Annotated in this window: 4 protein-coding genes; all 4 read right to left on the reverse strand. The window is 64.1% G+C overall.

All coding sequences use genetic code 11. The features are described from left to right. Window positions 1-156: 156 nt before the first annotated feature. On the reverse strand, window positions 157-1527 hold the full coding sequence (locus ENJ37_01610) for a DUF2075 domain-containing protein (GenBank protein ID HHL39182.1): 1371 nt from the start codon (window positions 1525-1527) through the stop codon (window positions 157-159). Window positions 1528-1530: 3 nt separating this feature from the next. Beyond that, on the reverse strand, window positions 1531-2742 hold the full coding sequence (locus tag ENJ37_01615; GenBank protein ID HHL39183.1) for a type II secretion system F family protein: 1212 nt from the start codon (window positions 2740-2742) through the stop codon (window positions 1531-1533). Beyond that, entirely contained in the window at window positions 2742-4394 is a 1653-nt protein-coding gene (locus ENJ37_01620) for a type II/IV secretion system protein (GenBank protein HHL39184.1), read from the reverse strand. Before ENJ37_01620 ends, ENJ37_01615 begins: the two co-directional genes overlap by 1 nt. A 310-nt stretch (window positions 4395-4704) precedes the next feature. After that, the gene (gene mshL / locus ENJ37_01625) at window positions 4705-6390 is read right to left on the reverse strand and encodes a pilus (MSHA type) biogenesis protein MshL (GenBank protein HHL39185.1); all 1686 of its coding nucleotides are present in this window, start codon (window positions 6388-6390) and stop codon (window positions 4705-4707) included. Window positions 6391-6799 lie beyond the last annotated feature (409 nt).

Here is a 6799-nt window from a genome sequence, read left to right on the forward strand (position 1 = left end):
AAAGGTTCCCTCAGACTCCCTCCAAAAACTTTTAATGCGAGTTGGTTTCCCCCTGTTTTGCCTGGCAAAACAGGGGGAAACCAACTCGTATTGAAAGTCTTTGAAGGGGGTCTGGGGGAAACTTTCTACAGAAAGTTTCCCCCAGAGCAATCCAGGTCAGGGACTTTTTTGTTCCTGGACCAGTGTCAGCACGTTGCCCGATATCCATCCTTCCGTATCGCCGTAGAGGCGGACCCTGTACCATCTGATGCCCCGTTCTCCTCTCGTCTCTCCCGTGAGGGGGAGGCGCTGGGAGCGGAAGGCCACGCCCACGCGTTCGCCGTCGATACTCGGCTCGGAGCGGATGTTGGCCGACGACACGTTGACGATGCCGTAGAGTGTGGCAGGCCCGTCCGCCGGGGCGGCGGGCGTGGAGGGGGTGACGGAAGCGACGGGCGCGGTGCCTGTGGCGCCGGCAGGGGCGAGAGTAGGGGACGCCGCGGGGGAATGCGCGGGGGACTTGGGGGCTTCCCCGGCGGGGGGGGCCTCCTCAGCCGCCGCCGTCGCCGCTGTCGCCTCCGCTTCCGGCGCGGAAGCGACGGGGGGGAGAGGCTCGTCGGGGCCGCCGTAGACGTAGAGCGCAGCGCCCACACCGGCGGCGAGAGCTACGGCGAGCACGGCGGCCGCGGCGTAGCCGCGTCTCGACGCCGGCGAGGGGGCGGCGGACGCCGCGCCGCTCTCCCGGCCCTTGAGGTGGCTTGCCGCAAGGCGCACGTGACGGGGCGACACCACGTTGCTCCCTTCGAGATAGGCCGACATGATGGAGCGCGAGGTCAGGAGGTTCGCAAGCCGCGGCACACCCCGCGAATAGCTGTAGACCCCCCTGGCGGCGCTGTCGTCGAGCAGCAGAAAACCCTTGCCTGCCTTTATGAGCCGGTAGTTTATGTACTCCGATATCTCGCTTCGCGAGAGCGGAGCAAGGCGCGCCGCCACGCTTATGCGCTGGTTCAGGTGACGGAGCCTGTGGGAAGCGAGCCGCTCTTCGAGCTCGGGCTGGCCTATGAGGATGACCTGGAGGAGCTTTTCCTTGTCGGTCTCCAGGTTCGTGAGAAGGCGCAGCTCCTCGAGGGTGTCGTCCGGGAGGTCCTGGGCCTCGTCCACTATGACGGCCACGGCCCTGCCCGACTCCCTCCTCGACACGAGAAAGTCCCTGAAGTCCCTGAGAAGGTCGGCCTTGCCGGCGCCCTCGCGCCGCGGCACGCCGAGGTCGTCGAGCACGGCCCGCAGAAACTCGGCCGCCTCGAGCCTCGGCGTCACGATGAGCGCTATGTCGGCCCTGTCGCGCCAGTTCTCGACAAAGACGTTCATCAGCGTGGTCTTGCCCGTGCCAGGCTCTCCGGTTATCAGGCAGAACCCCTCTTTCTGGGTCAGCAGGTACTCCATTGACATGAGCGCTTCCTTGTGTCCCGCCGAGGGGAAGAAGAACATGGGGTCCGGCGTGAGCCTGAAGGGGTCCTCTTTCAATCCGTAGAATTCGAGCAGATCCATCCCTCACCCCACAGTCGTCACGAGTTCGTATACGGGCAGCAACAGCCCCATTATGATAACGCCGAACATCACTCCCACCACCACTATGACCACAGGCTCGACGAGCTTGCCTATCTTCTGCGACACGTCGTCGAGCACCTCTATGTAATGGTCGGCGAGATAGGCGTACTGCTCATCGAGGCTGCCGCTCGTCTCCCCTATGTCGACCATGCGCGTCACCATGACGGGGAAGACCCGGTGCTTGCGCATGGCGTCGGAGATGCGGCTGCCCACCGAGATGTCGCGCATGGTCTCGTAGATGGCCTGCCTGAAGACCTCGTTTCCTATGACCTCCGAGACTATCTCCAGGGAGCGCGTTATGGGCACGCCCGCGGCGGCCAGTATCCTCTGCTGCTCGCAGAAGAGGGCGAGGAGCTTGTTGTAGAGTATCTGCCTGAGGATCGGGAAGCGGATGAGCAGTGCGTCGGTGTAGTAGCGCGTCTCGGGCTTCATGCGCAGCAGCTTGTAGAGGAGCACGAGCACAAAGGGCAGGATCGGGATGACGAACCAGTAGCTGCGCGTCAGCCCGCTCATCACCAGCAGGGTGCGCGTTATGGGGGGCAGGTCCAGACGCATGCCCTCGAAGATGAGGAGCACCTGGGGCAGCACGTAGGCGAGCCAGAAGATGAGTGAGCCGAAGGTGGTGATGAGCGCGAAGACCGGGTAGATGAGCGCCCTCTTGAGCGAGGAGTAGAGTTCCTCCATGCGCTGGAGGTGGACGGAGACGTCGTAGAGACTCCTGTCGAGGCTGCCCGTCTCCTCGCCCACCCTGGCAAGCCTTATGAATATGTCCGGGAATATCTCCCTGTACTGGGCCAGCGCATCGGAGAAGCTCGAGCCCATCTCGACGAGCCTCCTTATGTTGCCCACCGTCTGGCCCATGTAGCGGTTCTCGGCCGTGGTCTCAAGGTCCTCGAGGGCCGCTATGATGGGTATGCCGGCCCGGAGCATGACCGAGAGGCTCTTGGCCAGCTCGATGACGTCGCGGCGCCTGACGCCGTAGGCGCTGATGCGCTTTACGACGGCGTTGAGCAACTCGTTGGGCCGATATAGCGAGATGACGTAGAGCCCCGAGTCCACGATGCTGTTGAGGGCCGCCTCCTCATCGGTGCCCTCTATGCTTCCCCTGACGACGACGCCGTCGGCGTCGACGGCCTTGTAGCGGAAAGTAGCCATCAGCCGGCCACCCTCAAGACCTCTTCGAAGGTCGTCACGCCGTCGAGGGCCTTCCTCACGGCGTTCTCCTTGAGAGTCGTCATCCCCTCGGCGACCACGGTCTCATGTATCCTGCCCACCGAAGCGCCGGAGTAGATGAGCTCGCGCACGCTGTCGCTCACTATCATGATCTCTCCTATGGCGGTCCGGCCCAGGTAACCCCGGCCCGAGCAATGCCGGCATCCCCTGCCGCGGTACACCTTCTGCGGGCGCTGCTCCATGTCGAGGAGCTCAAAGGTCCTGTCGTCCTCCTCGCCGGGGTCGAGCTCCTCCCTGCACGAAGGACAGATGGTTCGCACCAGCCGCTGGGCTATGACGGCCAGGAGCGAGGAAGAGAGGAGGAAGCGGTCGGCGTCGAGGTCTATGAGTCGGGGCACGGTCGTGACGGCGTCGTTTGTGTGGAGCGTGGAGAGGACGAGGTGGCCCGTGATGGAGGCCCTTATCGCTATGCGAGCGGTCTCGCCGTCGCGTATCTCGCCGAGAAGGATTACGTCCGGGTCCTGGCGCATGAAGCTTCGGCCGGCGAGGGCGAAGTCGTAGCCCGCCTTCTCCGATATCTTGGTCTGTCTCACCATGCTGAGCTTGTACTCCACCGGGTCCTCCACGGTGAGCACGTTCTTGGCGATGAGGTTCACCTCGCGCAGCGCAGCGTAGAGCGTCGTCGTCTTGCCGCTTCCCGTGGGACCGACGACCAGTATCATGCCGTGGGGCTTGGAGAACATGCGGCGCAGCTTGGCCGTGTCCTCGGCGTCGAAGCCGAGGTCGGCCACACTGAGAAGCGAGGTCGAGCCGCCCAGTATCCTTATGACCACGTTCTCGCCGTAGATGGTGGGCACGACGGACAGGCGCATCTCGTAGGGCCTGTCCAGCAGCCTGTAGGTGAAGGAGCCGTCCTGAGGGAGGCGCTGCTCGGCTATGTCGAGTTCCGACAGTATCTTGAGCCTCGATACTATGCCGCTGTGTATCCCCTTGGGCAGGCAGTAGCTGTGCTGGAGCACGCCGTCGATCCTGTAGAAGACGTGAACGGCGTCGGACGAGGGGCTTATGTGCATGTCCGTGCTCTTGCGCCTTATACCGTTTATGATGAGTAGCTCGGCAAGCTCCGAGATGGCCGACACCGGCACCTGGTCGCTTGAGCGGAGCCGCCCCACCGTCTCCGAGATGCGCTGACCTATGGGGTTTTCGAGGAAGTAGTAGGCGCTCTCCAGGGCCTCCCTGAAGCCCTCGGCGTCGATGATGAAGACCCGTGGCGGCTTGCCGCTTATCCTGGCCGCCATGTCCATGGCCCTGATGTTGGTCGGGTCGGTGACGCCGATACTCAGCGTGCCGTCGTCTATGCTGAGCGGCAGAAACCCCATGCTCTCGGCCATGTCGTGCGAGACCATCCTCAGGGCGTCCTCGCTCACGGCGAACTGCTCGATGTCGAGAAACTCTATGCCGCTCTGCTCGGAGAGGATGCGCGCCATCTCCTTGGAGGAGACGAAGCCGAGCTTTATGAGCGTATCACCCAGCAGCTCTCCCGTTATGGCCTGCTGGGAGAGCGCCACGTCGAGCTGCTCCTTCGTGAGACAGCCTTTCGAGGTAAGAAGTTCACCTATCCTGAGAGCGGTCATGGCCTCCTCGTATTCGAAACGCCACGGGCGGGCGCAAGGACACTTGGGGAACTTTCTGTAGAAGGGCCATAGGCCCACGTTTCCCCCGCCCCCCTTCAAAGACTTTTAATTCCCTGCGAATCATCCCGATTTCGCCAGCAAAATCGGGATGATTCGCAGGGCGTTAAAAGTTTTTGGAGAGAGTCTGAGGGAACCGTGGGTCTGTGACCCTTTTACAAAAAGGTTCCCTCAGTGCAATAAATCGGAGCTTCCATAATATAGTAGTAACGGCGGGGCCCCATTACAAGGAGAAATCGGCGGAGCGGCTTCTCTATCGTTGGGAGAGGCTCACCCCTCCCCTCTCCTCGATGGTGGGCCTCAGCATGAGCACCAGTTCGGTGCGCACGTCCCGTTTGTCGCGGCTCTTGAAGATATCGCCTATCCACGGGATGTCGGAGATGTAGGGCACCCTGTTGTCGAAGGTCTTGCGGCTGTCCTGTATGAGCCCGCCTATGACGACCATCTCGCCGTCGCGGACCTTGACGGTCGTGCTCATCTCCCGCAGGTCTATGGTGGGCAGCGATATCTCCACCGTGTCGGAGCCCGTCTGTCCGAGCCTCTTGTCGTCGAACTTGACGAGGTCCGAGACGATGGGCGTTATCGTCATGGATATCTCGCCCGTGTCGGAGTCTATGTAAGGAACTATGCCGAAGATGATACCGGAGAGGACGCTGCTCGTCTCTACGGTGAAGGTCACGGTCGGCACCGACTGGGTGGAGACACCGGTGGAGTAGGTCTGGACCTTTGAGATGAAATCGACCTTCCTGCCCACGCTCAGCAGCGCCGTCTGGCCGTTGAGGATGTTGAGTCTCGGGTTGGAGAGGACGTTCACCTCGCCCTGCTGGCGCAGCGCCTTTATGACGGTGTTGAAGTCTCCGGCCGAGAGCGAGAAGTTGAGGGTCGGCAGCGAGCCGGTGACATCGGTGAAGAGCGTCATGCCCGCCTCGTTGCTGTGTGTGCCGCCGGCCTCGGCGGCCAGGAAAGACCAGTCTATGCCGTACTTGAGGCCGTCGGAGAGCTGGACCTCTATGATGCGGGCCTCTATCATGACCTGGCGGTTGAATATCCTCTTGAGCCTGTCGAGATAGGTCTCTACCCGCCGGTGACCGTTGCGCGTGGCCGTGACGATGATTGTGCCGCTCATCCTGTTGATGCTGAGAGAGGGCGACAGGGCGGCGGAAGCGCCGGACGGCGCCTCCGTCTCCGGTCCGACGCCGATGAGCGAGGATAGCGTCTTCTCGAGCGAGTCCCAGAACTTGTAGGCCTCCTTGTCGCTGGCCACCTTCATGGCCACCTTTCCCCGTATCCCCTCGGTCGTCCCCTTGGCCGCTCCGAGCATGTCGCCGCCGAGGCTGACGTCGTACTCCTGGAAGACCGAGGGGCGTCCGAACTCGTAGACCTTCGTCTCCATGGCCTTGACGTAGAGGACGTTGTTGCCGACGGAGTAGAAGTAGTCCGCCGAGTCGAGGATTATGGCCAGCGCCTCCTCGGCCATCACATCGTCGAGGGTCACGGTCACGGGCAGATCGGGCCTCACGCCCCGCTCCATGACGAGGTTGAGCCCCGTCGCTTCGGCGACGATGTAGAGCACGTCGCGCAGAGGCGTATTGCGGGCCGAGATGCTCACACGCCTGGTCTCAAGGGGGGTGAGCTCCTCGGCCGCCGGAAGGAAGTCCGGCGCAGGCCGCGCCGGCGCGGCCTGCGCCCGCCGTGGCGGCGCCTCGTCGCCGCCGGCCTGTTCTATGATGCTGTAGCGCGATCTCTCGACGAAGGAGCGGTCCCCGCTCTCGGGCAGCCCGCCTCCCCTCGGCTCGAGGGGAGCGCCGCCTTCGACGGCGGAGCCGCCGTAGGCGCATCCTCCGAGAGCCACCGCCGCTGCGGCAAAGAGGAGAACGAGGCGCGGCGCGAGCGCTCCCCTCGGGGTCCCCCCTCTCTCCGGGTCCTTGCACACTCTCATATCCCTACCTCTCTGCGCCTCCCCTCAAGGCGTGCCCCCGCCGGAGCCGGCCAGGCCGACCCATCGGGGCTTGACGCCGTCTACGAGCAGGCCGTCGCGTTCTATCCTCGTGACCACGATGCCGCCGTCGAGGCGGTCCCCTTCACGCACGACCTCGCCGTTGACGATGGCCATCGACTGCCTGGCGCCGACGACGATGAGCGACACGTCGAGGGCCGGCGCCGGCGGCGCGGCGGCCGTCGGCGCCGCCCGGTCGGCGGCGTCCGGCGCCGCCGCGGGCGGCGCCTCGACGGGAGCCTCCGCCACGGGGCCGACGGCCCGGCCCTCCTTGGCGGCAACGGCGGCAACGGCGGCTGCGGACGGCGGCCGGACCTCAGGCGCCGCAGGCGCCGGGGGCCCGGCCGCCGCC

Source organism: Deltaproteobacteria bacterium (assembly GCA_011375175.1).
In the GTDB taxonomy this organism is placed as follows: domain Bacteria; phylum Desulfobacterota; class GWC2-55-46; order GWC2-55-46; family DRME01; genus DRME01.

Coding starts and splice junctions, on each gene's coding strand:
- ENJ37_01620 (HHL39184.1), bottom strand. CDS start 4,394: ATGACCGCTCTCAGGATAGGTGAACTTCTTACCTCGAAAGGCTGTCTC.
- mshL (HHL39185.1), bottom strand. CDS start 6,390: ATGAGAGTGTGCAAGGACCCGGAGAGAGGGGGGACCCCGAGGGGAGCG.
- ENJ37_01615 (HHL39183.1), bottom strand. CDS start 2,742: ATGGCTACTTTCCGCTACAAGGCCGTCGACGCCGACGGCGTCGTCGTC.
- ENJ37_01610 (HHL39182.1), bottom strand. CDS start 1,527: ATGGATCTGCTCGAATTCTACGGATTGAAAGAGGACCCCTTCAGGCTC.